Annotated in this window: 1 riboswitch. The window is 38.7% G+C overall.

The annotated features are described in order from the left end of the window. Positions 1-1,233 precede the first annotated feature (1,233 nt). Positions 1,234-1,316, forward strand: a riboswitch (cyclic di-GMP riboswitch). The last annotated feature ends 19 nt before the right edge of the window (positions 1,317-1,335 follow it).

The following is a 1,335-nucleotide window of genomic DNA, read 5'->3' on the forward strand; positions in this document are numbered from 1 at the left end:
TTCCGGCAGTGTAATTGAAAAACCATCCTCTCTTCTCACTTCTACCGTAGACGAAAATTACATCACCGGGGTGGCCAAAATGGAAGCGGGATTGGTCATAATCCTTGATTTAGAGAAGGTTATTGGCCGGGATATGGCTGAAGCTATATAGATATTCATGGGGTAGGAGGGAGTTGATTAACTCCCGTACCCCAAACTACTGTACGTACTGTTTAGTATACGGCGGTTCACGTTGGAGCCGAATTTTTCTGTACCTTTTGATTAAACATACAAGTCCTTGTTCTCACCAATAGCTGAGGCCAAGGGCTTTATTTATTTGCGGGCTATTGGCTAATGCCCAATGGCCATTTCGCGACGCGCCCAATTTTCAGGAATTCCAAGGCTGACCAACTTTCGCCGTCTTGTCCTGGGTTTCTTCCATTCTTTTAAAAGGCACATCCTTAGCCAACCCTTTATAATTTGTCCAGTTGCCGAACAATGGTCGGTATATCGCCAGGCGAATTAGCCCATTCAACCGGGGGTTATTACCTTCATGCTTACACTCAGACCGTTGGAACGGCTTGGTTATTTTATTGTCTTTAGGGGACCTACATGCGGAGTTCAGTTCCGTATAGATTTTTCCGGCACAAGAATTTATGTAAAAAATATGGCCGGGGGCATTTTCTTACCAACCCCCCGGCCACTTTAGACTCCTGGAGGCAAAAAGAAAAATTCCTACCTAGTTGTATTTCAACCGGGCAGGAATTTTTTTGCGTTATTTGTTGGTAAAAAATAGAAAGTCGTTCTAGTTGGCCATTCACACATATATACACATTTTATAGAAAATAACATAAACAAGAAATAACATAAAACATATTATTAAAAATGTAGCATACCAAATAATTCTATATATATTTTATACGACGGAAAAATAATTAATCCTGCCAATCATCGACATATTTTTAAAAAATGGTTGTTTGTTAGACATATTTCTACAAATTGTGCTTAAACAATGGTTTTCATTGTTGATTTAGCTGAATTGCACAAAAAAAAACGGCTCGACCTTTTAGTCCTTCCTGATACTAATAGCGCTTAATATTACTGATTAAGACTAGCGTTCGAACCTGTATACAATAGTCCAGGACTGTATTTAGAAGCTTTTACCCTATTTTTTCAAAAATAAGTATGGATAAAAGCCTAATGTAACATTTTTAATATTATGTATCATTAAAACTTTGGTCAACAAATCTTAAATTCATAGTAGGGCAAACCTGTCGAAAGACAGGGACGCAAAGCCAAGGGCCTAAGGCACTGGCGTAGTTATCGTAGTTAATAACCAGAGATTACTTTTCCGTG

Origin of the sequence: Thermincola ferriacetica (genome assembly GCF_001263415.1) — a bacterium.
Taxonomy (GTDB): Bacteria; Bacillota; Thermincolia; order Thermincolales; family Thermincolaceae; genus Thermincola; species Thermincola ferriacetica.